This is a genomic window from Rhodopseudomonas sp. RCAM05734 (assembly GCF_052658035.1).
Map to the genome: position 1 here is coordinate 466,170 of NZ_CP199742.1, position 25,336 is coordinate 491,505.

The following is a 25,336-nucleotide window of genomic DNA, read 5'->3' on the forward strand; positions in this document are numbered from 1 at the left end:
CCGAAGTTTATTGTCCGGCGGATCTGGCGGCGCGGCTGAGCAGGAACACGCCCTGCTCGCCGAACATGTTCCAGAACCACCACGGCGCGTTGAGGCGCAGCGGACGGCCGTTGAGATCGAGCGCCACCGCGCGCTCCATCTTGACGTTGATCTCGTCGCACAGCTGCACGAAGTCCTTGATGGTGCAGAAGTGGATGTTCGGCGTGTCGTACCAGGTCGCCGGCAGGTTCTCGGTGCGCGGCATCTGGCCGTTCACCAGCAACTGCAAACGCATCTTCCAGAATCCGAAATTCGGAAACGACACGATGGCGCGCCGGCCGATGCGCAGCAGGTTTTCCAGCACCACCTTCGGCTGCCGTGTGGCCTGCAGCGTCTGCGACAGGATCACATAGTCGAAGGCGTCATCGGGATAGTTGACGAGGTCGGTGTCGGCGTCGCCCTGCACCACGGCGAGCCCCTTGGCGACGCAGCGGTTGACGCCCTCGCGCGACAGCTCGATGCCGCGGCCGTCGATGCCGCGGCTTTCCAGCAGCTGCAGCAGATCGCCTTCGCCGCAGCCGACGTCGAGCACCTTGGAGCCGCGCGCCACCATTTCCGCCATCAGCAGATGATCGCCGCGCTGCGGTTGCGCGCCGGGGATGACGAGACCCGGCAGGGGCAGAACCTGTTGCTGTGCGGCCATGTTACTTCTCCGCGATCAGGCCGCGCACGGCGCCGGCGGATTCCAGGAAGGCGCGGGAGATGTCGATGAACTCCGGCACATCGAGCAGGAAGGCGTCGTGGCCCTTGTCGGTTTCGATTTCGGCAAACGACACCCGCGCGCCGCCGGCATTGAGTGCATGCACCGTGGCGCGGGATTCCGTGGTGGGAAACAGCCAGTCGGAGGTGAACGACACCACGCAGAACCGCGTCTGGGTGCCGCGATAGGCTTCCGCCAGCACGCCGTTGTGGTCGGCGGCGACATCGAAATAGTCCATGGCGCGGGTCAGATACAGATAGGAGTTGGCGTCGAAGCGCTCGACGAAGGACGAGCCCTGGTAGCGCAGATAACTCTCGACCTGGAAATCGGCGTCGAACGAAAACGTCGGCAGGTCGCGGTCCTGCATCCGGCGACCGAACTTGCGGTGCAGGGCGGCGTCCGACAGATAGGTGATGTGCGCGGCCATGCGCGCGACGCCGAGGCCGCGGTGCGGATAGCTACCCTCCTCGAAGTAGCGGCCGCCGTGCCAGTCCGGATCGGCCATCACCGCCTGCCTGCCGAGTTCATGGAACGCGATGTTCTGCGCCGAATGCCGCGTGCTGCAGGCCACCGCCAGCGCGGAGAACACCCGCTTCGGATAGGCCGTGCTCCACTGCAGCGTCTGCATGCCCCCCATCGAGCCGCCGACCACCGCGAACAGCGTGTCGATGCCGAGCCGGTCGATCAGCATGGCCTGGGCGCGCACCATGTCGGGAATGGTGATGACCGGAAAATCCAGCCCCCACAATTTGCCGGTGGCCGGATTGGTCGAGGCCGGGCCCGTGGTGCCCATGCGGCTGCCGAGCACGTTGGAGCAGATGACAAAATAGCGGTCGGTGTCGAGCGCCTTGCCCGGGCCGAGCAGGGTGTTCCACCAGCCCGGCTTGCCGGTGACCGGATGCGGATTGCCGACATGCTGGTCGCCGGTCAGCGCATGGCAGACCAGAATGGCGTTGGATCGGTCGGCGTTGAGCGTGCCGTAGGTCTGGTAGGCGATCTGGAATGGCGCGAGATCGACGCCGCAATCGAGCCGCAGCGGCTGGTCGGCGCCGAACAGCGCCACGAGCGAGGTGGGATGATCCGCCTCGTGGGCGCTATCCTTGTTTCGCGCCGTCTCCGGCTTCAACGCCTGGACGTTTACCATCTCGATACTGGCCTCCTCAGAAGGTCACGCAGACCACCGCGGAATTCAGGCCATAAAAAACCCGGCCTGAACACGCGTTCGGCCGGGATCACTCTGAGTGTGTCCCCGGCCTGTTTAGCAAGTTGTTTAACGTGGCTGCAAGCCGGCCGGCTCAAATGACCACGAAGTGACAGTTAAGCTAGTCCTGCACACGCCCTCCGTCAAGAAGCGGCGGCGGACACGGTAAACCCTGTCTTCCGCGGCGGCCCGCGGGCGCAATGTTTTCTTTGCTTTCAGAGCCTGCGAACCCTATCAAGATGGGCGGCCACATCCCCGATTTCATCAGTCGCTTCCACGTCTTGCAGGTTACCACGCATGTCCATCGCACCGCCCGCCCCGCCCTCGCTCGAGGTGCTGCGCCAGGAAATCGACAGCATCGACGCGCAGGTCCACAGCCTGCTGATGCAGCGCGGCGACATCATCGACCGGCTGATCTCGGTGAAGCAGACCCAGGAGGTCGGCTCGGCGTTCCGCCCGGCGCGCGAGGCCGACATGATGCGGCGGCTGGTGCAGCGCCATCGCGGCATCCTGCCGATCGATACCGTGGAGAGCATCTGGCGGGTGATCATCGCCACCTTCACCTATGTGCAGGCGCCGTTCTCGGTGCATGCCGATCTGTCGCTCGGCGAATCCGCGATGCGGGATTCGGCGCGATTCCATTTCGGCTTCACGGTGCCCTATGTGGCGCATTTCAGCGCCGCCGCGGCGGTCGAGGCCGTCGCCAAATCCAAGGGCGACCTGGCGCTGGTGTCGGCGACCTCGAGCCGCACGCCATGGTGGCTCGAACTGGAAGCCAAGGGCACGCCGAAAATCATCGCACGGCTGCCGTTCATCGAGCGCGCCGACCATCCCGCCGCACTGCCGGTCTTCGTGGTGTCCCGCGTCGCCGACAGCGCCATGGTGACGGAAGTCGAGATGTGGAGCGTGCGGGTGTCCGGCTGGAATGCGGAGATCGCCCGCGCGCTGTCGCCGCTGGCCGAGATCGTCGCCGTGCCCGATACCGCCTTCGACGGCGCCGCGCTGCTGGTATCGATCACCGCGGCCACCAGCCTCGACAGCATCAAGGCGGCGCTCGTTGCTGCGGGGGCAACCATGCGTTCTTCGGCCCTCGTCGGCAGCCACGCAACCCGCTATACGGTGCCCGCCGACGCCAAGCGGTCCTGACCGCACGTCTGAGACGCCTGACTGATCTGGAGCTACCGATGTCCCGTCCCGTGCCGAAGCCCGGCATCCTCGATATTTCGCCCTACACCCCCGGCAAGAGCCCGGTGGTCGATCCCGGCCGCAAGACCTACAAGCTGTCGGCCAATGAGACCCCGTTCGGCCCGTCGCCGAAGGCGAAGGAGGCGTTTGCCACCGCGGCAGCCCATCTCGAGGATTATCCGGAAGGCACCTCAAAGGTCCTGCGCGAGGCGATCGGCCGCCGTTTCGGCCTCGATCCCGCGCAGATCATCTGCGGCGCCGGCTCCGACGAGATCCTGAACCTGCTGGCGCATGTCTATCTCGGCCCCGACGACGAGGCGATTTCGACGGCGCACGGTTTTCTGGTCTACCCGATCGCCACCCAGGGCAACGGCGCCACCAATGTCGTGGCACCGGAAATCGACCTCACCTGCGACGTCGACGCCATCCTGAAATGCGTGACTGATCGCACCAAGCTGGTGTGGCTGGCCAACCCGAACAATCCGACCGGCACCTATCTGCCGTCGTCGGAGATCAAGCGTCTGCGCGCTGGCCTGCCCGAGCACGTGCTGCTGGTGCTCGACGCCGCCTATTCGGACTATGTCACCAAAGGTGACTACGACAACGGCCTCGAACTGGCGAAGACCACGGACAACACCGTGGCCACCTACACCTTCTCCAAGGTGCACGGTCTTGCCGCCCTGCGGATCGGCTGGATGTTCGGCCCGGCCCATATCGTCGATGCGCTGAACCGCGTGCGCGGTCCGTTCAACGTCTCGGCACCGGCGATGTTCGCCGCGGTCGCCGCGATCGAGGACACCGGCCATGTAAAGATGTCGGTCGACTACACTGCGAAGTGGGTCGAGATCATGACCGCTGAAATCACCAAGCTCGGCATCAAGGTGACGCCGAGCGTGGCGAACTTCATCCTGATGCATTTTCCGGAGACGGGAAAAACTGCCGCCGATGCCGACGCATTCCTCACCAAGCGCGGACTCGTGCTGCGTGCCGTCAACAATTACGGCCTGCACAACTCGCTGCGCATGACCATCGGCACCGAGGAGGCCAACCGGCTGGTCATCGAGACTTTGCGCGAATTCATGGCGTCAAATACGTGACTGCGCAGCCGCCCTTCAAACGCATCGCGCTGATCGGACTCGGCCTGATCGGCTCGTCGCTGGCGCGCGGCATCCAGCAGCTCGGCCTCGCCGAAGTGCTGGTAGCCACCGATGCGTCGGCCGCCGTTCGGGCGCGGGCGGTTGAGATCAAGCTCGCGGACGTGGTCGCTGACGACAATGCCAGCGCCGTGGCGGATGCCGATCTGGTGATCGCCTGCGTGCCGGTGGGCGTGTCCGGCGCGGTGGCTGAAAGCATCGGCGCGCATCTCAAACCCGGCGCCATCGTCTCCGACGTCGGCTCGGTCAAGGCGTCGGTGCTGACGGCCATGGCCGCGCATCTGCCTGATAATGTGCACTTCATCCCGGCCCATCCGGTCGCCGGCACGGAGAATTCCGGGCCGGATTCCGGATTCGCCGAACTGTTCATGAACCGCTGGTGCATTCTCACGCCGCCCGAGGGCGCGGATACAGCGGCCGTGGAGAAACTCACGGCGTTCTGGGCCGCGCTCGGCGCCAATGTCGAGATCATGACGGCCCCGCATCATGACCTGGTGCTGGCGGTTACCAGCCATCTGCCGCATCTGATCGCCTATACAATCGTAGGCACAGCCGACGAGCTCGAGGACGTGACTCGCTCGGAAGTGCTGAAGTTCTCCGCCGGCGGCTTTCGCGATTTCACCCGCATCGCCGCATCCGACCCGACCATGTGGCGCGACGTGTTCCTGGCCAACAAGGACGCGGTGCTGGAAATGCTCGGCGCGTTCCAGGAAGACCTGTCGAAGCTGACCCGCGCCATGCGCCGCGGCGACGGCGAAGCGCTGTTCGATCATTTCACCCGCACCCGCGCCATCCGCCGGGGCATCGTGAGCATCGGCCAAGACGAAGCCGCGCCGGACTTCGGCCGCAAGCACGCCGCGCTGACGAAGAAAGCAGAGTAAGGCGCGCGCTTTCTTCCTTCCCCTCTCCCCCAGCAAAGCGAAGCTTTGCGCAGCGGGAGAGGGCGCCTTCGCGCAGCGAAGGCGGGAGAGGGAAAGCCGCAAACTCAGAAGAGCCCCCTCTCCCGTCTCGAATGCGCTTCGCGCCTTCGATCCACCTCTCCCGCCTGCGCAGCTTCGCTGCTTGGGGGAGAGGGGAAGAAAGGGCGCGCTTCGTCTTTCTAAAACAGCGGCGGGATCTGCGCGACCTTCAGCGAGCCCATCATCACCGCCCCATCGACGAATTTCAGCGGGAAGCTGCGTGCCTTACGGCCCTCCAGCATGGCCTCGGTTCCGAGCGAATTGACGCCGGCAGTAACGCCCGCGCTGGCATTCTGGCGCACCACCTTGCCGAGGCCCGGAATGGCGCGGTCCAGCGCGCCAAGCACGTTGTTGACGTCCGCGCTCTTCACGCCAGGCGCAAAACGATCCAGCGCCGACTGCGGCACGCCCATTTCCAGCAGCTTGTCGATGCCGAGCGCCGGGATCACCTTCTCCAGCCCGGCGACGGTCATCTGCACTTCGCCGTCGAGATTGCCCGCCGCGGTCAGGCCGAGCGAGCCCGACGCCACCGAAATCAAGTCGCCCTGCTGGATCCGCGACTGCACAATCTCCACCCGGCCGCCGGCGGCCTGCAACTCGCGAAACCGCGCCGGCCAGGGTTTGGGCGAGAAGTCCTTCAGCCCGCTGAGCTGGGCACGGATGTCGGCGTCGAACGGCACCGCGAGCGCCGGATGCAGATCCTGGATACTGCCGCCGCCGATCTGCAGCGCCGCCTCGATGACCGGCTTGTCCGGCGTCGAGCTCTCGGCGTTGCGGCCGTGCAGTTCGATATGCTTGGCGCGCGCGATCGGCGCCTGCACGGAGGCGGCGATGCGGTCCACCGAGGCGTCGTCGAACACGATGTCGGCTCGGTCGGGCGGTCCGGGCAGGCCGACGATGCTGCTGCGCGCCGTCGACCAGTTCACCACCATGGCCGGCTGGCCGCGATCGGACAGCACGGCCGGCGCCTTGAATTCGGCGATCAGCAGCTTGGGATCGTAGATCTGCGCCACCACCAGAATTTCGCCGAGCTTGGCATTGATCGGCTGCGCTGCCGCCTGCCCCGCGGTCTGCGCCAGCAGCGCCACGCTCACACCGGTGCAGCGCACTTCGAGCCGGAACGGGAAGCCGGCCACCGAGCGATCTGCGCAGTCGTAGGTCCGCCCCGCCGCGGCCTCGCGGGCGCGCCAGGCGTCGACGTTCTCGTCGACCTTGGAGGCGGCATAGAACCAGAATGCGCTCCACGCCGCCGCCAGGACGACAACGAGGATGGGCATGATGAAAACGGGCCACAGGCGGCGCCGGCGGGTCGGCAGGACAAAATCGGACATGGCGGGACGTAGACAGCATGATTTTGTCAAATCAGCGGTGACACCGGGCTTCCCCCGCCCGATGCAGGCCGGGGTTGCAGGGAAACGCTTCGCCTCAAAAGCCGGATTCTGCTAGGTCGGTAGCATGTCGGCAGCACAATCAACCGAAGCGACGTCGCACGGCGACCTCTGGGTGTTCGGCTACGGCTCGCTGATGTGGCGGCCGGGCTTCGACTTCCTCGAGCAGGCGCCGGCGCGGCTGATCGGCGAGCACCGCGCGTTATGCGTCTATTCCTTCGACCATCGTGGCACGCCGGAGAAACCCGGCCTGGTGCTCGGTCTCGACCGCGGCGGCGCCTGCCGCGGCATCGCCTTCCGGGTCGCCGCAGAGAAACGCCATGCCACCATCGCATATCTGCGCGAGCGCGAGCAGACCACCCACGTCTATCGCGAGGTGATGCGGTCGGTATGGCTCGGCAACGAGGCCCGCGACCGCGTCAGCGCGCTGGCCTATGTGGTCGACCGCAGCCACGTGCAATATGCCGGCCGGCTGAGCCTGACCGAGCAGTTGCATTTCGTGAAGCAGGGCCATGGCCGCTCCGGTCCCAACCGCGACTACGTGCTGTCGACGGTGAAGGCCATCGAGGCCGAAGGCTTTCGCGATCCGCAACTGCATCGGCTGGCGGCGATGTTGCAGGGGTGAGTTGGTGAGGCACTCTCTTTCCCTCCCCCCGCGTCTTCGCGGCGGGGAGGGTGGCCGCGCGAAGCGCGGTCGGGTGGGGGGTGTCACAACAAACTCCGCGCTCCCGGCGCCCCCACCCCGGCCTCCACTTCAGCGATGCTACGCATCGCTTCGTTCGGCCGACCCTCCCCACCGCGAAGACGCGGGGGGAGGGATCACGCAGGCCTCGTGCAAAACGCTAGTTCTCCTTCACCGCGACGTTCGGCACGCGGCCGAACAGTGCGGCCTGTTCCGCGCGGGCCTCGGTGACCAGGCGGGCGGTGGCGGCTTCGATGGAGGTGCTGATGGCGGCGATGAATTCCTTGCGCGGCAGGCCCGGCGGCAGCGGATCGAGGAACTCCACCACCAGCGTGCCGGGATAGCGCAGGAAGGTCCGGCGCGGCCAGAACAGGCCGGAGTTCAGCGCCACCGGCAGGCACGGCACGCCGCATTTGCTGTAGATCTGGGCGATGCCGGGCTTGTAGTCCGGAGCGGCGTCGACGGGTCGCCGCGTGCCCTCCGGAAAGATGATCGGCTGCCTGCCGAGTTGCACCTCTTCGGTGGCGCGCCTGGCCATGTCGATCAGCGACCGCGCCCCGCCGTCGCGATCGACGCCGACCATCTTCGATTTTTTCAGGTACCAGCCAAAAAACGGAATCTTGCCGAGCTCGCGCTTGTAGATGAACAGCGGCCGGTCGAAGAACGGCATCAGCGCGAAGGTCTCCCACATCGACTGATGCTTGGAGGCGACGACCAGCGGCCCCGCCGGAATTTTTTCGAGTCCGCGATATTCGGTCTTGGTGTTGCAGGCCACCCGCATCAGCCAGACGCTGCTGCGGGCCCATGCCTTGGCAATCGCCATGAACGCCCGCGGCGGCATCACGAAGGTCGGGATCGCCACCAGAATCCAGAACACCAGCAGCACATAGAACAGCACGTTGTAGATCAGCGAGCGCACGAAAATGGAAACCATCGAAGATCCGATCAATTGGCGGAGGCGGTGGCCGGCTTGCGCGGCGCGTTGTCGGTTTGCGGCTCATTGCCGTCGGGCGTCAAGTCGATGCCGTGGTCGGCCAGCCAGACCCTGACCTCGGCAGCGAGATATTTGACATATTCGGACAGCAGCAGGCGCAGCGTGGTGCCCGAAGTCCACCACGGCTCGTCGCGCCATCTGTCGCCGATGACCACGAACGGGATCAGTTCGATCTCCGGCATCTCGTGGGACAGCTCAACGAAGGCGCGCGGCATGTGGTAGTTCGAGGTGACCACGATCAGCGAGCGGAAGTTGCGCTCCCGCGCCCAGCGTCTGGTCTCCACGGCATTGCTGCGGGTATTGACCGCGGAGCGATCGAGATCGACGCAGCAGGAGATCAGCAACTGGCTGTCCGGCAAAGCGCGCGAAATCTCGCTGGCGCCGTTGGTCGGATGCACGCCTGAGATCAGCAACCGTGTCCCGTAGCCGCCGGCCAGCAACTCCATCGCGTCGGAGACCCGCGACGATCCGCCGGTCAGCACGACGATGCCGTCGGCCTTCTTGCCGGGCCGCGCCTCGGCGCTGCGCAACTGCGACAGGAAGCCGACAAAGCCGATCGCACCCACCATGAAGGTCAGCGCAAAGGCCACAACGAAAGCCGCGCGCAGCATGCCCCGGCGGCTGCGCGGTCGCGCGGCCGGTCTGTCGATCGGGTCCTCATCCAGCGGCACGGTCATCTGGCGGTGCGTGATCCTGTCGGCACAATTCTAGTTTTTTTCGGTCCTGTTGGCGATGCCAGCCCGGGCCCGATGCGCAAGGGGGAGCACTGCCGACCAGCGGACCGCCTCATTCGATATCGTTCAGCGTCGAAAACAGGGTGCGGCGCGAGGCCCATGCGGTGATCGCCGCGATGAGCACCGCCTGCACCGCCAGCGCCAGATAGCCCGACGGGCGCAGCGAAAACGTCCCCAGCAGCGCGGCGAACTGGTCCCCCACCGGGGTGCCGGAAAACCGGCTGGCGACGGATTCGGAAAACCCGAAACCCAGCATCGCGGCGCCGCCGCCGATCACGCCCCCCTGCAGGCCGAGCCGCAGGAAATGCCGGAAGAAGCGGTTGGCGATATAGCGGTCACCGGCGCCGACGAAATGCAGCACCTCGACGATCGGCCGGTTCGCGGCCATGGCGCCGCGGGTGGCGAACGACACCGAAATGATGGTGGCGACGATGACCAGCGCGAGAATGCCGATGCCGGCAAGCACCGTCGCCGATGTCATCGAACGCATCCGCTCGATCCAGGCACGATGGTCGTCGACGGTCGCCGCCGGCACCGCCTGGGTCACCTGGCCGCGCAGCTTGGCGATATCCAGTGTGGTCCCCGGCACCACATGGGCAACGATCACGCGCGGCACCGGCAGGTCGTCGAGCGACAGCCCGCTGCCGAGCCAAGGCTCCAGCAGCGCCGCGGATTCCGCCTTGGTATAGGGACGCACCTCGACGATGCCCGGCTGCGCCCGCACCGTCTCGGCCACCGCCAGCGTATCGCGCTCCAGATCGCGGCCGGGCACCGGCCGCACCTGGATGGTGATTTCGCTGGCCACCTCGGACTGCCATTCCGATGCCGAGGCGGAGATCAGCAGCACGGCGCCCGTGGTGATCGAAGCCAGGAACGTCATGATCGCCACCACCGCGACCAGTGCACGGCCGGCGATCGAGCCGCGCGGCACGATCGGCGACAAATTGCGCGCACGCGCCGGCACCTGCGGGGTGTCGTGCCCGAGATCCATCAGCGCGCCGTGCTCGTCTCCGGTTCTACTCATAGATATGCAGCCGCCCCTGATGCAGCACCATGCGCCGCGCGTCGTACTGGTCCATCAGCGTGATATCGTGGGTCGCGATGATGACGGCGGTGCCGGACTTGTTGAGCTCGATGAACAGCCGCAGCAGGCGCCGGCCGAGGGTCGGATCGACGTTGCCGGTCGGCTCGTCGGCCAGCAGCAGATGCGGCCGCGAGATCACCGCGCGCGCGATCGCCGCACGCTGCTTCTCGCCGCCGGACAGGATCGGCGGCAGCGCATCCATCCGCTCCCCCAGCCCCACCCATTTCAGCAGGTCGATGACCTCGCGGCGGTAGCTCGATTCGTCGCGGCCCATGACCCGGAACGGCAGTGCGACATTCTCGTAGGTGGTCATGTGGTCGAGCAGGCGGAAATCCTGCAGCACGATGCCGATGCGTTTGCGCAGGTCGGCGATCTGGTCCTTGCCGAGCAGGGAGATGTCCTTGCCGAACAGCGTGACCAGGCCGCGGGTCGGCCGCATCGACAGGAACAGCAGGCGCAGCAGCGACGTCTTGCCGGCGCCGGAAGGGCCGGTGAGGAACTGGAACGAGTGCGCAGGAATCTGGAAACTCAGGTCGCGCAGAATCTCCGGGCCAAGCCCGTAGCGCAGACCGACGTTTTCGAACCGGACCACATTCAGCTCCGTTCGATGAGACGCAGTGCGGCCCCACGACCGCTCATTGAAATATCCTAATTGGTTGTGCCGCCCTTATGGTTTCCGATTCGTTAACGGTCGTCTTGTAGCCTGCCGGCAATGTCATTGGCGAATAGCTCCATGCATATCGTTTGTCCCAACTGTACGACAGCCTACGCCGTCAATCCGGCGACCTTCGGCGATGCCGGGCGCACTGTGCGCTGCGCGCGCTGCAAGGAAGTGTGGCTGGCGCAGCCGGAGGATCTCGCCCGTCGCGAGGCACTGGTTCCCGCAGCGGCCGCGGCACCACCGCCCCCGCCGGACGACGACATGAACGCCTGGGGTCTGACCGACGACGACAGCGCGGATCAGGATCAGCCGCTGGTCGAAAGCCCGTCGATCGCCAGCGCCTTGCCCGCCGAAGAGCCGCCCGAAAATCCCGCCTGGGCCGAAGAGGCCCAGGACGAACCGGCCCTCGCCCCGGCTGACGCCAAGACCTCGCGCCTGTCAGCCGCACTGTCACGCCTGCGCGGCCTGGCGCCATCGATGCCGGCCCGCATCCCGTTCCTGCCGCGCATCAACTCCTCGATCGCCTGCGCCGGCATGGCCGCCCTGGTGCTAGCCCTGATGATCTGGCGGGTCGACGTGGTCAAGCTGATGCCGCAAACCGCGTCATTTTACAAAGCCGTCGGCCTCGGCGTCAATTTGCGGGGCCTGTCGTTCAAGGACGTCAAGGTCGCCACCGAGGAGGTCGACGGCAAGCGCGTGCTGGTGATCGAGGGCAATATCGTCGGCGACAGCCACACCAAGCCCGTGGCGATGCCGCGGCTGCGCTTTGTTGTCCGTGACGAACACGGCACCGAGATCTACGCCTGGACGGCCGTGCTGGACCAGCAAGGCCTCAATCCCGGCGACAAGGCGTGGTTCAAGTCGCGGCTGGCGTCGCCGCCGGCAGAAGGCCGCACCATCGACGTGCGTTTCTTCAACAAGCGCGATATCGGCGCCTGACGCGCCCTGGTTTGACGGAGAGACAATGCCCCGCGTGCTGATCGCCGATGACGAGGAATCCATGCGCCTGCTGGTGGCGCGCGCCATCGCGCTGGACGGCCACGACATCGTGACCGCGCAGGACGGCGCCGAGGCCCTCGAGATCCTGACCGATCAGGACGGCGCCTTCGACCTGCTGCTGACCGACATCAAGATGCCGGTGATGGACGGCATCGCGCTGGCGCTGGCCGCCGCACGCGACTTTCCCGACCTGACCATCCTGCTGATGACCGGTTTCGCCGACCAGCGCGAACGCGCCTCCGGCCTCAATGCCATCGTCCACGACGTGGTCACGAAGCCGTTCTCCGTGGCGGACATCCGTACCGCGGTCGCGGATGCGCTGGCGTCGCGGACAAGGGATTAGGGGCGGCGCTCTCCTTTTCCCCTCTCCCCCGACGCAGCGAAGCTGCGTTGGCGGGAGAGGGTGGATCGAACACGCGAAGCGGGTTCGAGACGGGAGAGGGGGCTGTTGCGGCGGCAACGGCGCTCGCGGCTTTCCCTCTCCCGCCTTCGCTTCGCTCAGGCACTCTCTCCCACGGCGCAAAGCTTCGCTTTGCTGGGGGAGGGGAAAAGCAGAAGCGCCCCTCAATAATCCTTCAGCAGCCGTTCGATGTAGTCGAGCTCGAGCTGCGGGCGGCTGGTGTCGCCGAGGCGGCGGCGCAGTTCCTCGAGGATGCGGCGGACCCGCTGGACGTCGATCTCGCCGGGAATCTTCACCGTCAGATCGTCGCCGAGTTCGCGGCCGCGCAGCGGCCGACCGAGCGGATCGGTGTCGCGTCCACCACTCTGCTGGCGGCCCGGTGCGTTGCCGGGACCGTCGCCCTGGCCCTCGCCGTCACCCTGCTGCATCGCCTGTGCCAGCGACTGCGCGCCCTTGCGCAGAGCATCGAGGGCACGGCCCTGGGAATCCACCGCGCCGTCGGCATTGCCTTCGCCGAGCCGGCCGCTGGCGTCGCCCATGGCGTTGTCGGCATCGCCGAGGCCATCGCCGTCACCCTGCTCGCCCTGGCCCTGTTCGCCGCCCTGACCCTTTTCGCCTTTTTCGCCCTTCTGTCCCTTGCCCAGGCCCTGCTTGGCGAGTTGGTCCTGCAATTTCTTCAGGCGATCGCGCAGGCTCTGCTGGTCCTGCTGCAGGTCGCCCATGCCCTGCTCACCGGGCTTGCCGCGCATCCGGTCGCGCCGCGAATCCTGACCCTGCTTGAAGGTCTTGTCGCGGAGCTGCTGCTGCTTGCGGATCATGTCGCCGAGCTCGTTGAGCGCCTGCTCCATCTCGCCGTCGCCGGACTGGCCGGGCTGCGCCATCTGCAGGTTCTCGAGCATCTGCTGCATCTGTTCGAGCGGCTGCTTGGCGGCGTCCTTGTCGCCGGAGCGCGACAGCCGCTCCATCCGCTCGATCATGTTGTTGAGGTCCTGCTGCCGCATCACCTTGGTGTTGGGATCGAGCGGACGCGCCGGCTGCTGCGGATTCTGCTTCATCTGCTCGGCCAGCTGTTTCAGGAACTTGTCGAGCGCCGCGCGCAGATTTTCGGTGAGCTTCTTGATCTCCTCGTCGCTGGCGCCGCGCTCCAGCGCCTGCTTGAGCGCCTCCTGGGCCGCCTTCAGCGCCTTGTCGACGTCGGTGATGTCGCCGTCCTCGATGGTCACGGCAAGCGCCCAAAGGCTGGCCACCACCTCGCGCAGCGCCGCATCGGTGCGGGCGCGGTCGAGCTGGGTGGCGACGCTGCGCAGGCCGAGATACTGGCCCGCCTCCGGCGTGAACGCTTCCGGCGCGATCATCAGCGCGGCGAGCGCCACCGCAACCTGCGAACTCTGGTTGGCGTCGAGCGCCAGATTGCGGCGCTGCTCGATCAGCGCGCGCGGCAGCGGCTTGGTGAACAACCGCTCCGGCAGTCTGGTATTGAACGGCTCGCTTTTGCCTTCGTTGGCGGCCTCGTCCTTGGCGGTCAGCGTCAGCGTCACATCGGCGCCCGCATAGGGATCCTCGCTGAGGTCCTTGACGGTCTGGCCGACGCCGTTGCGGGTCCGCGCATTGGGCAGCACCAGCGCGAAGCCCGGCGGCTCGAACAGCGGCCGCGGCTTGTCGCCCTTGGCATCGGCGTTGCGTAAGGCGAATTGCGCGTGGGCTTCGGTGACGCCGTAATCGTCCTCGAGCTTGTAGGACATCTGCAGCGAGCCGCGGGCCTGGCGTTCCGGATCCTTGGCCAGCGCGATGCTCGGGGCGCGGTCCGCCGTTGCGGTGAAGGTCCAGACCGGCTGGCCCGAGGGCGCGCGGACATGGGCGGTGCCGTTGCCGGCGATGGTGAAGTGCCGCTCGTTGGTGCCCTTGGGCGCTTCCGCGGTCGGCGCGACCTCGGTAACGCCGCCGCCGAGCGCGACATCGAGCGCGCCGCCGCTGGAGCGCACGATCAGCGTGCTGCCGGCCGGCACCGGTAGCGCGGCAGCATCTGCGGCGGCGGCATCCTTGTTGGCAGCGGACAGGATGATGGGCGGCTTGCCGGTATAAAGCGGCGGGGTGACCCAGGCATCGACGCGGACATTGGCCGGCGCCAGCACGCCGTTCCAGTCGAACGCCGCGGCGATTCGCTGGACGCGCTCGCCGCCGGCGGCGATGAAGGTGGCGACCATGGCCACGATCACCAGGGCTCGCAGCGCCCACGGATCGTGAAGCGCGAGCCGCGGCGACGGCAGCCCGGCGCGGATCCGCTTGACCGAGGCCAAAGTGCGTTCGCGCTGCGCCTGCCACAGCGCCAGCGCGACGGGGTCCTTCGAGGCCAGCGTATCGGCAAGCGCGGTGACCGGGCGATGGCGGATGCCGGTACCGCGGTCGAGCCGGGCAAGGCCGTCGTCGCGGCTCGGCCAGCGGAATTTGCGTAGCGGAAACAGCGATGCCAGGGCCAGCAGCACGAACAGGCCGAGCCCGATGGCCCGGGCGATGAACGGCAGCGCCAGCCAAAGCCCCGCCCACGAGACGACCAGAAACAGGCCAACCATGCTGGACAGGCGGGCCAAATGCGGCCACAGCCGCTCCCACCCGATCGCGACACGCGCCCGCAGCAGCGCCTGCGCCAGCTGATGCTGCGCCAGCGCGTCGGGATCGCGCGATGGTACTGGTCGGTCGGGGGGCGAACCGCTCAACAAAATCTCCGGGTTACCGAATAGCAGCCTAGCACGGCGGCAACAGTGAGGCATGCCGCAAACGATACAACCCACATGCAAGGCGTGAGCCTAAGGCGATTTCGGCGCGATGGGGTCACGAAGGCGTGAGGACGGCGGTGTCGAAGACGGTGCCGCCATCTCCGGCTGCCGTCACCCGGCTCGACGGGTGACCCAGTACACACCGATGGCTCTGAGTTTACTGGATCGCCCGGTCCCGGCGCGCAAGTGCGCGCAGGCCGGGCGACGACAGCCTTTGCCGGGCACCAGAGGTCAGCTCACAGCCAGGGCGCGATCTTGTCCATGGCGATGAGATCCTCGACCTCCACGCGCGGGCGGACCACGGCGTATTGATCGCCGTTGACCAGCACTTCGGGCACCAGAGGGCGGGTGTTGTAGGTGCCAGCCTGCACCGCGCCATAGGCACCGGCGGTCATCACCGCCACGAGGTCGCCGGGCTTCGGCGCCGGCAGCTTGCGGTCCAGCGCGAGATAGTCGCCGGTCTCGCAGACAGGACCGACCACGTCGGCGACGATCATCGCATCATCAGCGCCCGCTTCACGGACCGGCAAAATCTCGTGATAGGCCTCGTACAGTGTGGGGCGGATCAGGTCGTTCATGGCGGCATCGATGATGACAAAGGTCTTGCCGTCGCCGTGCTTCACGTAAATCACCTTGGCGACCAGGATGCCGGCATTGCCGACGATCATGCGGCCGGGCTCGAACATCAGCGTGCAGCCGAGGTTGTGGCTGACGCGCTTGACCATGGCGGCATAGGCCGCCGGCTCCGGCGGCACCGCGCGGTCCTCATAATAGGGGATGCCGAGACCGCCGCCGAAATCCACATGGCTGATGGTATGGCCGTCGCTGCGCAACACCGTAACGAAGTCGGCCAGCAGCCGGAACGCGGTTTCCATCGGCGCGAGGTCGGTGATTTGGCTGCCGATATGCATGTCGACGCCGGTGACCTGAATGCCCGGCAATGCGGCGGCGCGTGCATAGACCGCACGCGCGCGGCTGAGCGGAATGCCGAACTTGTTCTCCGACTTGCCGGTGGTGATCTTGGCATGGCCGCCGGAATCCACGTCGGGATTGACCCGCACCGAAATCCGCGCAGTGCGGCCCATCTCGGCGGCGATGGCCGAGAGCAGTTCGAGCTCCGGCTCCGATTCGACGTTGATGCAGAGAATGTCTTCCGAAAGCGCCGCGCGCAGTTCGGCGGCAGTCTTGCCGACGCCGGAGAACAGGATCTTCGACGGCGGGATGCCGGCCGCCAGCGCGCGCTTCAGCTCGCCGCCGGAAACCACATCGGCACCGGCGCCAAGCTTCGCCAGCGTGCGCAGCACCGACTGGTTGGAATTGGCCTTCATCGCGTAGCAGACGAGCGTCTTCACATCGGCAAAGGCCTCGCTGAACACCCGGTAGTGCCGCTCCAGCGTCGCCGTCGAATAACAGTAGAACGGCGTGCCGACGGCTTCCGCCACCTCGGCAATATTCACACCCTCGGCGTGAAACACGCCGTTGCGGTAATCGAAATGGCGCACGGCGGCTTAGTCCAGCAGCGGGTCGAGGAGGAACGGCTTCTTGCGCCCCTTGGCGGCCAACGGCTGGCCGTTGTCGCCGGGAGCGGTACTGAACAGGGCTGAACCCTTGCCGGCCGCGCCGTCCGCATCCGGATCAACTGCCGCCGCGGAGCCGGCCAGCGGCTGCGCAGACGACTGCGGCGGCAGATCGAGCCCGCCCTTACGGCCGCAACCGGCCAGGGCCAGTGCGGTAGCGGTCAGAACAAGAAGAGCCCATCGCGAAGACGCAGGGCGGGTCGTCAGATTCACGGCGATATCCCCAAATACCCCGGCACCTTACAAAGATTGCCTCGCTCTGGCGAGACCCCGGGCCGGACTGAATTTTCTGCAGATCAACCCGATCAGCCCAATTTTCGCTCTTTTTCCAGCCGCTTGAGCCAGGACTTGGCCTGCGCCTTGACGTTTTTCGGCGCCGTGCCGCCATAGCTGACCCGGCTTTTCACCGAGGATTCCACTGACAGCACCGCCATCACCGCGGCGGTGATCTTCGGCTCGATGGCCTGCATCTCCGCCAGCGGCAGTTCGTGCAGCGCCACGCCGTCCTTCGATGCCCTGGCGACGATCCGGCCGGTGACATGATGGGCATCGCGGAACGGCATTTTCAGGGTCCGCACCAGCCAGTCGGCGAGATCGGTGGCGGTGGCATAGCCCTCGCCGGCCGCAGCGTGCATGCGGGCCTCGTCCGGAACGATGTCGAGGACCATGCCGGTCATGGCGCGAATCGCCAGCGACAGCGCGCCGAAGGCCTCCATGGCGCCCTGCTTGTCCTCCTGCATATCCTTTTGATAGGCCAGCGGCAGGCCCTTCATGACGATCAGCAGCCCGGTGAGCGCGCCGATGATGCGGCCGGTCTTGGCGCGCACCAGTTCGGCGGCGTCGGGGTTGCGCTTCTGCGGCATGATGGACGAGCCGGTGGTGAACTTGTCGCTGAGACGGACAAGCCCGACCAGCGGCGAGGTCCAGATCACGATCTCCTCGGCCAAGCGCGACAGGTGCACCGCGCAGATCGAGGCTGCCGACAGGGTCTCCAGCACGAAGTCGCGGTCGGACACCGCGTCGAGCGAATTGTTCATGGGACGATCGAAGCCGAGCGCCTTGGCGGTGGCGTGGCGGTCGATCGGAAACGAGGTGCCGGCCAGCGCCGCGGCGCCGAGCGGGCTTTCGTTGAGCCGCTTGCGCGCATCCTGGAAGCGGCCGCGGTCGCGCGCCGTCATCTCGACATAGGCCATCAGATGATGGCCGAAGGTGACCGGCTGTGCGGTCTGCAGATGGGTGAAGCCCGGCATCACCGTCTCGGCGTGCTCGAGCGCCCGATCCACCAGCGCCAGCCGCAGCGCGGCCAAAGCGGCATCGGTCTCGTCGAGGGTATCGCGGACATAGAGCCGGAAATCGGTGGCGACCTGGTCGTTGCGCGAGCGTGCGGTATGCAGCCGCCCGGCGGCCGGGCCCATGATCTCGGTCAGCCGGCTCTCGACATTCATGTGAATGTCCTCGAGCGCGCGCTTGAAGGTGAATTTGCCCTGCTCGATTTCTGACAGGATCGTGTCTAGACCCTTGGCGATATTTTTCGCATCACTGGCCGTGATAATGCCTTGCTTGGCGAGCATGGCGGCATGCGCCTTGGACGCGGCAATGTCCTGGGCATAAAGGTGGCGATCGACGTCGATGGAAACATTGATTTCTTCCATGATCGCGTCGGGGCGCTCGCTGAACCGACCGCCCCACATCTTGTTGCTCATGACTGCCACTCATCTTGAGCCCGCGGACCTGCCGCACCGGCTCGATTGCCTCACTGGGCTCTGCATAGCCGGATCTGACACGGAATGACAAACGATATGCCTGACACGCCTCCCACCAGCCCGGCCCGCAGCCGGCGTCCTTTCGTGATCGGCGCGGTCGTGGTCGGGGCGATCATCGGTTATGCTGCGGTTGCCAATTTCGACGGGCTGTGGCGCTCGGCTGCTCCGGTCGACCCCACCTGCCTGCCGGCAGTGGCGCAGGCGAAGAAACTGGCGCCCTTGGCCCATGGCGAGGTCGCCGCATTGACCATGGCCTCGGCGCCGCTGCAGATCCCGGATCTGACGTTCAAGGACGCCGACGGTCAGCCGAAGAAGCTGTCCGACTGGCGCGGCCGGACGGTACTGGTGAACCTGTGGGCGACCTGGTGCGTGCCCTGCCGCAAGGAAATGCCGGCGCTGGACCAACTGCAGGGCAAACTGGGCGGACCCGATTTCGAGGTGGTGGCGATCAACATCGACACCCGCGACCCCGCCAAGCCGAAAGCCTTCCTGAAAGACGGCAATCTCGAAAAGCTCGGCTATTTCAGCGACAGCAACGCCAAGGTGTTTCAGGACCTGAAGGCCGTCGGCCGGGCGCTGGGCATGCCTACCTCGGTGCTGATCGACCGCAAGGGCTGCGAGATCGCCACCATCGCCGGCCCCGCGGAATGGGCCAGCGACGACGCCGTGAAACTGGTGAAGGCGGCGCTACAGAAATAGCCACCGGCCCTGCGTCCAGATGTCGCCTCCGAAAGAGCGCCGGACGGTCGGATTGTCGTCCTCTCGCCCGTCTTTGTCATAAGAGCGCGCCGAAACCTGCCCGTGCGCGCCAACGCAAGGGAGGACATTGCATGGCCTATGTGGACGGATTCATCGTACCGGTGCCGAAGAAGAAACTCGCCGCCTATCGCAGCCTGGCGCGCAAGGCCGGCAAGGTGTGGCGCGAGCACGGCGCGCTCGACTATCACGAATGCATCGCCGACGATGTCAGCGTCGGCAAGGTCACTTCGTTTCCGCGCAGCGTGAAGCTGAAGCCCGACGAAGTCGTGGTTTTTTCCTACATCGTCTACAAATCGCGCCGCGACCGTGACCGCATCAACGGCAAGGTGATGAAGGACCCACGGCTGGCAAAGATGATGGATCCGAAGGCGATGCCGTTCGACGGCAAGCGGCTGATCTATGGCGGCTTCAAGAGCCTGGTCGAGTCCTGAGCGGAAACGTCAGGCGGCGATGTCGAGATTACCACCGACGCCGGCAGCAAGATTGGCCTGCGACGACTGCTGGGCGCCGCCGAGCAGCGTCAGCACGGTAGATTTTTCCATGTCCGCGTTCGACTTCATGATCGCAGTACCGATCTGCGATTGAGTTCCCGCCGCCTTCATGGCGAGAGCGCTTGCAACCAGGGCCATATCCATCAACGCTACTCCGTACCGCAGAAGATGTAGCCCGGAATTCGTTAACGAATGTTTCCGCGGCAGCTGTCAGCCGGCATTGGCGCGGAAGGCCGCGCCGAGCGCGCGCAGCGCGCCGCGGGCACGGGCGTCGGTCAGGCTCGAATACAGGAGCACCTCGCGGCGCGGCAGACGCGGCAGGCCGAGCCGCGGTCCCAGATCGAGACAGCCCGCAGGCGCCACCCGCGGCACCAGCGCGGCGATTGCCAGCCCGGCTGAAATAGCCGCGCCGATGGTCGCGATTCCGCCACCGACAAACACCTCCTGCCACGGGATGCCGGCGGCATCGAGCGCACCGATGGCCATGGCGCGCACGCTGCAGGGTTGTGCCTGGGTCGCCAGCCGCAGCGGTTCGCCCGGCGGGTGATTGAAATCGGGCGCGGCCATCCAGCCGAAGTCCTCCTCGAGCAGAACCTCGCCATCGCGACGGTGGGCGTCGTGGCGCAGCACGATGGCGGCGTCCAGCGCGCCACCCTCGAACGCGTCCAGCATGACGCGCGAGGTGTCGATATGCAGCTCGATCACCAAAGCGGGGTCGCTGGCGTTCATGCGCTTCAGCACCTGCGCCAGATCCGCGCCGACGATGTGATGGCTGATGCCGACCACCAGGCGGCGCCGCTCCACGGCAAACGAACCGAGCGCCGACTGATGCGCCGCCACCAGCCGGCGTGCCGATGCCAGGAAGGCCGTGCCCTCCGCGGACAGCCGCACCAGCCGCGGCGTGCGTTCCAGCAGCCGTCGGCCGAGCCCGCTTTCCAGCCGTTTGATCTTCAGACTGATCGCCGACTGCGTGCTCCCCATGGCTTCGGCGGCCCGGGTAAAACTGTTCAGGTCGGCCACCAGCACGAAGGCCTGGACCGCCTCGACATCAAGCGTCTTCATCGGCGACCATTTAAATTCAGCATCATTGAAATGTTATTTCATGGCGTTTTTAAATGATCAAGCGCACGCTATGTCTTCCCCATCACTTCCAAGGGAGCTTCCAATGCCGCTGACACGCATTTCGATGAGACGGGGCAAGTCTGCAGCCTATCGCCAGGCCATCATGGACAACCTCTACGAGGCCATGCGCGAGACCTACGACGTGCCCGAGGGCGACCGCTTCATGACCATTTCCCAGCATGACGGCGAGGATTTCAACTACGGCGCCGACTATCTCGGCATCCAGCGCAGCGACGACCTGGTGCTGATCCAGCTCACCGTCAGCAACACCCGACCGCTGGCGAAGAAGCAGGCCCTGTACCGGCGGATCGTCGAACGCCTCGGCGAAAACCCCGGCCTGCGGCCCGAAGACATCTTCATCAATCTCGTGGAAGTGCTGCCGGAGAACTGGTCGTTCGGGCACGGCGGGGCGCAATACGTCAAGTGATCGACCTGCGCATCGCCCTGACGGCGCATTTGCTGGGCCTCGGCATGGGCACGGCCACGGTCATAAGCTCGTGCCGGCGGTGACCCGGCTGATGCATGCGCTGAACTAGCAGAACTTCCCGCTTCGGCCATGCCGCCTTACGTATCAGGCTTGCCCGGCTCCCAGACCATCAGGTCGCCGGGCTGGCAGCGCAGATATTCGCAGATCTTCTCCAGCGTCTCGAAACGGACGCCCTTGACCTTGCCCTGCTTCAGCAGCGACAGGTTGGCCTCGGTGATACCGACATACTCCGCCAGTTCCTTCGATCTGACGTTGCGTTCGGCGAGCATGACGTTGAGCCTGATCCTGATCGGCATGATCAGACGAACTGAGCGTTTTCGTCGGCGAGCGTACGGGCCTGCGCCATCACCCACGCGATCACCGCAATCAGCCCGGCGAACACCAGCGCCATCAAGGTGTCCGAGCCGACGGTCAACACCAGTGTCCTGCCGCCGGCCCTGCCGGCTCCGCTGAGCAGCACCGACAGGGCCGCGCCGGCGACCGGCTTGAGGATCGTCGATAGCAGGATGGCGATCGCAAAGGCCCGCAATCGCTGGGCCGGTTCGGCCGTGAAGAAGTTGCCGGCAGCAAACGCGTCGAAACATCGACCGGCCTGCAGCAGCCCCCAGACCAGGCAGCCGAGCGGTACAGCCGATATCAAAATCGCCATGACACGCACGCCAATACCGATCTCCACCACCGGAAAGCCGGGAATGCCGGCCTGCTGAAACACCGCCTCGGTGGGCGTCACCAGCCAGTAGACCACCAGCCCGCCGGTCAAGATGAGGGCGACCGCCAGACAGAGTTTCGACATCAGGCTGCTCAAGCGAACGATGCGCGCCCGGTCGTCCGGCGTCCGCGCCAATCGCGATCCTGCAGTTACGGCCATGCTCTTTCTCCTTTTTTCTGATGGCCCTCTATAGCTTGACAATTATCGTTTCACAATAATAAATATCTGCAAAACAACCTATGGAGACCGACATGCGCGCTTTTCGCGTCTATACGACCTGTGCCGCAGCCATCGTGCTTTTCAACGTCCCGACGGCCAGGGCCGCATCGAGCACGTCGCAGGGCAAAATTTCGGTCACGCAGGTGCAGAGCATGCTGGATCGGGCCGCCGCCAATGCGACCGCGCGGCAGGTGATGATGGCCTATCTTGCCGGCGTGGGAGAAACGGCTGGCGTGCTGATGGATCAGGCCAAGGGAAGGTCGCAAGCGAGCCGATTGAACTGCAGGCGCCGGCTTGCCATCGACGAGGCGCTTGTGCAGGCCGCGCTGGCGCGAGCGCGCACCGCCGACAATCCGGGCGAGACGCCAGCAACGCCGCTGATCGTCGGCGAACTGCTAAAGAGAGCTGAGTGCGAGATCAGGTAACAAGCGATCAGCGCGTCGGGACCGGCTTGTCGCCGCGGTAGTCGTAGAAACCGCGCTGGGTCTTGCGGCCGAGCCATCCGGCTTCGACGTATTTCACCAGCAACGGGCACGGCCGGTATTTGGAATCGGCGAGGCCCTCGTGCAGCACCTGCATGATCGAGAGACAGGTATCGAGGCCGATGAAGTCCGCCAGTTCGAGCGGCCCCATCGGATGATGCGCGCCGAGCTTCATCGCGGCGTCGATCGCCTCGACGTTGCCCACGCCTTCATACAGCGTGTAGATCGCCTCGTTGATCATCGGCAGCAGGATGCGGTTGACGATGAAGGCCGGGAAATCCTCGGAGACGGCGATCTGCTTCCCGAGCTTGCTGACGAATGCCTTCGACGTGTCGAAGGTGGCATCGTCGGTAGCGATGCCGCGGATCAGCTCCACCAGCTCCATCAGCGGCACCGGATTCATGAAGTGAATGCCGATGAATTTTTCGGGGCGATCCGTGGAGGCCGCCAGTCGGGTGATGGAGATCGACGAGGTGTTGGAAGCGATGATCGCTGAGGGCTTCAGCACCGCGCACAGATCGTGGAAGATCTTGCGCTTGGTCTCTTCCTTCTCGACCGCGGTCTCGATCACGAGATCGCAGTCGGCGAGCCCGTCCATGGTCTCGGCGGAGGTGATCTTCTCCAGCGCCTGCTTGCGGGCGTCCTCGCTGATGATCTTCTTCGACACCTGCCGCGACAGGTTGCCGTTGATGGTGGCCATGGCCGACTTCAGCCGGTCGGCCGAGACGTCGTTGAGGACGACGTCGAAGCCGCCCAATGCGGCGACGTGCGCGATGCCGTTGCCCATCTGGCCCGAGCCGATCACGCCGACTTTCTTGATCATGTCCGCCATCTTGCCATCTCGTTGGAGCGCAGGGCCGCGCATATCGCGGCGCGCTTGCATTCTTGCATAAACACCGGCCGGAGTCCGTTGCTCCGGCCAATGTGTCGGTCAGCTTGAGCGGCCGTTACTTCCCGAGCGCTTCGGTGAGTTCCGGCACCGCCTGGTAGAGATCCGCCACCAGTCCGTAATCGGCGACCTGGAAGATCGGCGCGTCCTCGTCCTTGTTGATCGCGACGATCACCTTGGAGTCCTTCATGCCGGCGAGATGCTGGATCGCGCCGGAAATGCCGATCGCGATGTACAATTCAGGCGCGACCACCTTGCCAGTCTGGCCGACCTGCCAGTCGTTGGGGGCGTAGCCGGCATCCACCGCGGCGCGCGAGGCACCGACGCCGGCACCGAGCTTGTCGGCCAGCGGCTCGATGTATTTGGTGAAGTTCTCGCGGCTCTGCATGGCACGACCACCGGACACAATGATCTTCGCCGAGGTCAGTTCCGGACGGTCGCTCTTGGCGACTTCCTCGCCGACAAACGTCGACAGGCCGGGATCGCCGGCGGTCGCCGCGGCTTCCACCGAAGCGCTGCCGCCTTCGCCCGCCGCAGCGGCGAAGGTCGAGGTGCGCACGGTGATGACCTTCTTGGCGTCCTTCGACTTCACGGTCTGGATCGCATTGCCGGCATAGATCGGGCGTTCGAACGTATCCGGCGCAATCACCTTGGTGATTTCCGAGACCTGCATCACGTCGAGCAATGCTGCGACGCGCGGCATCACGTTCTTGAAGCGCGAGGTAGCGGGCGCCACGAAGGCATCGTAGGCGGGAGCCAGCGACACGATCAGCGCGGCCAGCGGCTCGGCGAGGTCGTGGGCATAGACGGCATCGTCGGCCAGCAGCACCTTGGTGACGCCGGCCAGCTTGGCGGCGGCTTCCGCCGCGGCCTTGGTGCCTTCGCCGCCACCGGCGACCAGGACGTGCACCTCGCCGCCGAGCTGCGTCGCAGCAGTCAGCGCCTTGTTGGTGGAATCCTTGAGGGTGGCGTGTTCGTGTTCGGCAATCAAAAGCGTGGTCATCAGATCACCCCGGCTTCGGTCTTGAGTTTCGAAATCAGCTCGGCGACGTCCTTGACCTTGACGCCGGCCTTGCGGCCTTCGGGCTCGGTGGTCTTGATGATCTCGAGATGCGGCGTCAGGTCGACGCCGTAATCGGCGGCGCTCTTGTCGGCGATCGGCTTCTTCTTCGCCTTCATGATGTTCGGCAAGCTGGCGTAGCGCGGCTCGTTGAGGCGCAAGTCGGTGGTGACGATGGCCGGCCCCTTGAGCTTCACGGTCTGCGAACCGCCGTCGACTTCACGGGAAACCACGAAATCGGCCCCGTCGACTTCCAGCTTGGAGGCGAAGGTCGCCTGCGACCAGCCGAGCAAGGCGGCCAGCATCTGGCCGGTCTGGTTGCTGTCATCGTCGATCGCCTGCTTGCCGAGAATGACAAGACCGGGCTTCTCTTCGTCGACGATGGCCTTGAGGATCTTGGCGACCGCAAGCGGCTCGACGATGCCCTCGGCCTTCACCAGGATGCCGCGGTCGGCGCCCATGGCGAGGCCGGTGCGGATGGTTTCCGACGCCTGCGCCGGCCCGATGGACACGACCACCACCTCGGTCGCCTTGCCGGCCTCTTTCAGGCGCAGGGCTTCCTCGACGGCGATTTCATCGAACGGATTCATCGACATCTTGACGTTGGAGAGTTCGACGCCGGTTCCGTCGCTCTTGACGCGAACCTTGACGTTGTAATCGACAACCCGCTTGACCGGCACCAGAACCTTCATCGATCCTCTTTCGTATGAGTTTCTTCGTTTCATCAGCTTGGAAGCTGGGATCAGCTTGGGCGCGGAACCTAAAGCGCCCGCTATCGGCGGTCAACGCGCGAAAGCCAAAAATCGAGCCCCTCGGGCCTGCCG

Annotated in this window: 28 protein-coding genes and 1 riboswitch; of the genes, 10 read left to right on the plus strand and 18 right to left on the minus strand. The window is 65.7% G+C overall.

Annotated elements, in window-relative coordinates:
* Window positions 1-7: 7 nt before the first annotated feature.
* The gene (metW, locus tag ACUXVA_RS02375; RefSeq protein ID WP_265081751.1) at window positions 8-682 is read right to left on the minus strand and encodes a methionine biosynthesis protein MetW; all 675 of its coding nucleotides are present in this window, start codon (window positions 680-682) and stop codon (window positions 8-10) included.
* A 1-nt stretch (window position 683) separates the two neighbouring features.
* A complete protein-coding gene (metX, locus tag ACUXVA_RS02380; RefSeq protein ID WP_445490662.1) occupies window positions 684-1,883 on the minus strand; it encodes a homoserine O-acetyltransferase MetX in 1,200 nt (399 codons plus the stop codon).
* 93 nt (window positions 1,884-1,976) lie between these two features.
* A riboswitch (SAM riboswitch) is annotated at window positions 1,977-2,056 on the minus strand.
* 181 nt (window positions 2,057-2,237) lie between these two features.
* Between metX and ACUXVA_RS02385 the strand changes: the two genes are divergently transcribed.
* From ACUXVA_RS02385 to ACUXVA_RS02395, 3 genes are read left to right on the plus strand one after another with little or no spacing between them, the layout of a single operon-like run.
* Window positions 2,238-3,086, plus strand: coding sequence for a chorismate mutase (locus tag ACUXVA_RS02385; RefSeq protein WP_265081749.1), 849 nt, complete (start codon window positions 2,238-2,240; stop codon window positions 3,084-3,086).
* A 38-nt stretch (window positions 3,087-3,124) separates the two neighbouring features.
* Window positions 3,125-4,222 (plus strand): histidinol-phosphate transaminase, encoded by a 1,098-nt coding sequence (gene hisC / locus ACUXVA_RS02390; protein ID WP_445490664.1) that lies wholly within the window; start codon window positions 3,125-3,127, stop codon window positions 4,220-4,222.
* Window positions 4,219-5,160 (plus strand): prephenate/arogenate dehydrogenase family protein, encoded by a 942-nt coding sequence (locus ACUXVA_RS02395; RefSeq protein ID WP_265081747.1) that lies wholly within the window; start codon window positions 4,219-4,221, stop codon window positions 5,158-5,160. Before hisC ends, ACUXVA_RS02395 begins: the two co-directional genes overlap by 4 nt.
* Before the next feature lie 218 nt (window positions 5,161-5,378).
* Here ACUXVA_RS02395 and ACUXVA_RS02400 read toward each other — a convergent pair whose 3' ends face one another.
* Window positions 5,379-6,569 (minus strand): DUF2125 domain-containing protein, encoded by a 1,191-nt coding sequence (locus ACUXVA_RS02400; RefSeq protein WP_445490666.1) that lies wholly within the window; start codon window positions 6,567-6,569, stop codon window positions 5,379-5,381.
* Between the two features lie 124 nt (window positions 6,570-6,693).
* Here ACUXVA_RS02400 and ACUXVA_RS02405 point away from each other — a divergent pair, with 124 nt between their 5' ends.
* Window positions 6,694-7,251: a gamma-glutamylcyclotransferase gene (locus tag ACUXVA_RS02405; RefSeq protein ID WP_445490668.1), complete on the plus strand. Its 558-nt coding sequence runs from the start codon at window positions 6,694-6,696 to the stop codon at window positions 7,249-7,251.
* A gap of 217 nt (window positions 7,252-7,468) precedes the next feature.
* Here ACUXVA_RS02405 and ACUXVA_RS02410 read toward each other — a convergent pair whose 3' ends face one another.
* The 4 genes from ACUXVA_RS02410 to ftsE all read right to left on the minus strand — a co-directional run bounded on the left by ACUXVA_RS02410 (window position 7,469) and on the right by ftsE (window position 10,712).
* Entirely contained in the window at window positions 7,469-8,242 is a 774-nt protein-coding gene (locus tag ACUXVA_RS02410; RefSeq protein WP_445490670.1) for a lysophospholipid acyltransferase family protein, read from the minus strand.
* An 11-nt stretch (window positions 8,243-8,253) separates the two neighbouring features.
* Window positions 8,254-8,979, minus strand: coding sequence for a YdcF family protein (locus ACUXVA_RS02415; protein WP_265081744.1), 726 nt, complete (start codon window positions 8,977-8,979; stop codon window positions 8,254-8,256).
* A gap of 109 nt (window positions 8,980-9,088) precedes the next feature.
* A complete protein-coding gene (locus tag ACUXVA_RS02420) occupies window positions 9,089-10,060 on the minus strand; it encodes a cell division protein FtsX (protein WP_445490672.1) in 972 nt (323 codons plus the stop codon).
* Complete coding sequence (gene ftsE, locus ACUXVA_RS02425) at window positions 10,053-10,712, minus strand: cell division ATP-binding protein FtsE (RefSeq protein WP_265081743.1); 660 nt, start codon at window positions 10,710-10,712, stop codon at window positions 10,053-10,055. Before ftsE ends, ACUXVA_RS02420 begins: the two co-directional genes overlap by 8 nt.
* 141 nt (window positions 10,713-10,853) lie before the next feature.
* Between ftsE and ACUXVA_RS02430 the strand changes: the two genes are divergently transcribed.
* Both ACUXVA_RS02430 and ACUXVA_RS02435 read left to right on the plus strand, forming a co-directional pair.
* Window positions 10,854-11,720, plus strand: coding sequence for an MJ0042-type zinc finger domain-containing protein (locus ACUXVA_RS02430; protein WP_265081742.1), 867 nt, complete (start codon window positions 10,854-10,856; stop codon window positions 11,718-11,720).
* Window positions 11,721-11,745: 25 nt separating this feature from the next.
* A complete protein-coding gene (locus tag ACUXVA_RS02435; RefSeq protein WP_265081741.1) occupies window positions 11,746-12,123 on the plus strand; it encodes a response regulator in 378 nt (125 codons plus the stop codon).
* A gap of 221 nt (window positions 12,124-12,344) precedes the next feature.
* Here ACUXVA_RS02435 and ACUXVA_RS02440 read toward each other — a convergent pair whose 3' ends face one another.
* From ACUXVA_RS02440 to argH, 4 genes are all read right to left on the minus strand, one after another.
* Entirely contained in the window at window positions 12,345-14,894 is a 2,550-nt protein-coding gene (locus ACUXVA_RS02440) for a TIGR02302 family protein (RefSeq protein WP_445490675.1), read from the minus strand.
* A 296-nt stretch (window positions 14,895-15,190) separates the two neighbouring features.
* Window positions 15,191-16,456 carry a diaminopimelate decarboxylase gene (gene lysA, locus ACUXVA_RS02445; protein ID WP_265081739.1) on the minus strand — a complete coding sequence of 422 codons (1,266 nt, stop codon included), beginning with the start codon at window positions 16,454-16,456 and terminating at the stop codon, window positions 15,191-15,193.
* Between the two features lie 6 nt (window positions 16,457-16,462).
* Window positions 16,463-16,744: an LPS translocon maturation chaperone LptM gene (gene lptM / locus ACUXVA_RS02450; protein WP_265081738.1), complete on the minus strand. Its 282-nt coding sequence runs from the start codon at window positions 16,742-16,744 to the stop codon at window positions 16,463-16,465.
* A 92-nt stretch (window positions 16,745-16,836) separates the two neighbouring features.
* The gene (gene argH, locus ACUXVA_RS02455) at window positions 16,837-18,234 is read right to left on the minus strand and encodes an argininosuccinate lyase (protein WP_445490678.1); all 1,398 of its coding nucleotides are present in this window, start codon (window positions 18,232-18,234) and stop codon (window positions 16,837-16,839) included.
* A gap of 96 nt (window positions 18,235-18,330) precedes the next feature.
* Between argH and tlpA the strand changes: the two genes are divergently transcribed.
* The gene (gene tlpA, locus ACUXVA_RS02460) at window positions 18,331-18,993 is read left to right on the plus strand and encodes a thiol:disulfide interchange protein TlpA (protein WP_265081736.1); all 663 of its coding nucleotides are present in this window, start codon (window positions 18,331-18,333) and stop codon (window positions 18,991-18,993) included.
* A gap of 131 nt (window positions 18,994-19,124) precedes the next feature.
* Window positions 19,125-19,484 carry a DUF1428 domain-containing protein gene (locus tag ACUXVA_RS02465; protein ID WP_265081735.1) on the plus strand — a complete coding sequence of 120 codons (360 nt, stop codon included), beginning with the start codon at window positions 19,125-19,127 and terminating at the stop codon, window positions 19,482-19,484.
* Between the two features lie 9 nt (window positions 19,485-19,493).
* Here ACUXVA_RS02465 and ACUXVA_RS02470 read toward each other — a convergent pair whose 3' ends face one another.
* Window positions 19,494-19,688 (minus strand): putative motility protein, encoded by a 195-nt coding sequence (locus ACUXVA_RS02470; RefSeq protein ID WP_265081734.1) that lies wholly within the window; start codon window positions 19,686-19,688, stop codon window positions 19,494-19,496.
* 66 nt (window positions 19,689-19,754) lie between these two features.
* The gene (locus tag ACUXVA_RS02475) at window positions 19,755-20,606 is read right to left on the minus strand and encodes a LysR family transcriptional regulator (protein WP_445490681.1); all 852 of its coding nucleotides are present in this window, start codon (window positions 20,604-20,606) and stop codon (window positions 19,755-19,757) included.
* Between the two features lie 103 nt (window positions 20,607-20,709).
* Here ACUXVA_RS02475 and ACUXVA_RS02480 point away from each other — a divergent pair, with 103 nt between their 5' ends.
* Window positions 20,710-21,093 carry a tautomerase family protein gene (locus ACUXVA_RS02480; RefSeq protein WP_265081732.1) on the plus strand — a complete coding sequence of 128 codons (384 nt, stop codon included), beginning with the start codon at window positions 20,710-20,712 and terminating at the stop codon, window positions 21,091-21,093.
* A gap of 137 nt (window positions 21,094-21,230) precedes the next feature.
* Here the strand turns inward: ACUXVA_RS02480 and ACUXVA_RS02485 are convergent, their stop codons facing one another.
* On the minus strand, window positions 21,231-21,449 hold the full coding sequence (locus ACUXVA_RS02485; RefSeq protein WP_265081731.1) for a helix-turn-helix domain-containing protein: 219 nt from the start codon (window positions 21,447-21,449) through the stop codon (window positions 21,231-21,233).
* 2 nt (window positions 21,450-21,451) lie between these two features.
* The gene (locus tag ACUXVA_RS02490) at window positions 21,452-21,997 is read right to left on the minus strand and encodes a DUF2975 domain-containing protein (RefSeq protein WP_265081730.1); all 546 of its coding nucleotides are present in this window, start codon (window positions 21,995-21,997) and stop codon (window positions 21,452-21,454) included.
* A gap of 116 nt (window positions 21,998-22,113) precedes the next feature.
* On the opposite strand from ACUXVA_RS02490, the gene ACUXVA_RS02495 reads away from it, so the two are divergent.
* Window positions 22,114-22,506: a chlorophyllide reductase gene (locus ACUXVA_RS02495; protein ID WP_445490684.1), complete on the plus strand. Its 393-nt coding sequence runs from the start codon at window positions 22,114-22,116 to the stop codon at window positions 22,504-22,506.
* Between the two features lie 7 nt (window positions 22,507-22,513).
* Here ACUXVA_RS02495 and ACUXVA_RS02500 read toward each other — a convergent pair whose 3' ends face one another.
* The 3 genes from ACUXVA_RS02500 to ACUXVA_RS02510 form a co-directional block, all read right to left on the minus strand.
* Window positions 22,514-23,395 carry a 3-hydroxybutyryl-CoA dehydrogenase gene (locus ACUXVA_RS02500; protein WP_265081728.1) on the minus strand — a complete coding sequence of 294 codons (882 nt, stop codon included), beginning with the start codon at window positions 23,393-23,395 and terminating at the stop codon, window positions 22,514-22,516.
* Between the two features lie 115 nt (window positions 23,396-23,510).
* A complete protein-coding gene (locus ACUXVA_RS02505) occupies window positions 23,511-24,455 on the minus strand; it encodes an electron transfer flavoprotein subunit alpha/FixB family protein (RefSeq protein ID WP_265081727.1) in 945 nt (314 codons plus the stop codon).
* Window positions 24,455-25,204, minus strand: coding sequence for an electron transfer flavoprotein subunit beta/FixA family protein (locus ACUXVA_RS02510; protein ID WP_265081726.1), 750 nt, complete (start codon window positions 25,202-25,204; stop codon window positions 24,455-24,457). Before ACUXVA_RS02510 ends, ACUXVA_RS02505 begins: the two co-directional genes overlap by 1 nt.
* Window positions 25,205-25,336 lie beyond the last annotated feature (132 nt).